The organism is Dietzia sp. UBA5065, assembly GCA_002415925.1.
In the GTDB taxonomy this organism is placed as follows: Bacteria; Actinomycetota; Actinomycetes; order Mycobacteriales; family Mycobacteriaceae; genus Dietzia.
Genome location: DIAZ01000080.1, coordinates 4,550 through 4,779, shown reverse-complemented (window position 1 = coordinate 4,779; position 230 = coordinate 4,550). Strand labels below are relative to the sequence as shown.

Annotated in this window: 1 protein-coding gene; it reads left to right on the top strand. The window is 74.8% G+C overall.

Going from position 1 to position 230, the window contains the following annotated elements; translation table 11 throughout:
- Nucleotides 1–230: enoyl-CoA hydratase-related protein (locus B4M60_RS05935; protein ID WP_291081206.1), on the top strand; the 230-nt coding region annotated here is incomplete at both ends.

Below are 230 nucleotides of genomic sequence, written 5' to 3'. Positions count from 1 at the left end.
CGCCGCGGGTTGGTCCCGGAGGCGTGCTCGAGCTGGTTCCTGCCCCGGGTGGTGGGCATCTCTACAGCAGTCGAGTGGACCGTGGGCGGCAGGACGATCCCCGCCGCCGAGGCCCTCGAGCGCGGACTGGTGCGTGAGCTGCTCCCGACCGAGCGGGTCCTGCCCCGCGCGATCGAGATCGCCCGCGAGATGACGCAGGGCACCGCGCCGGTGTCGGCGGCGCTGACCCG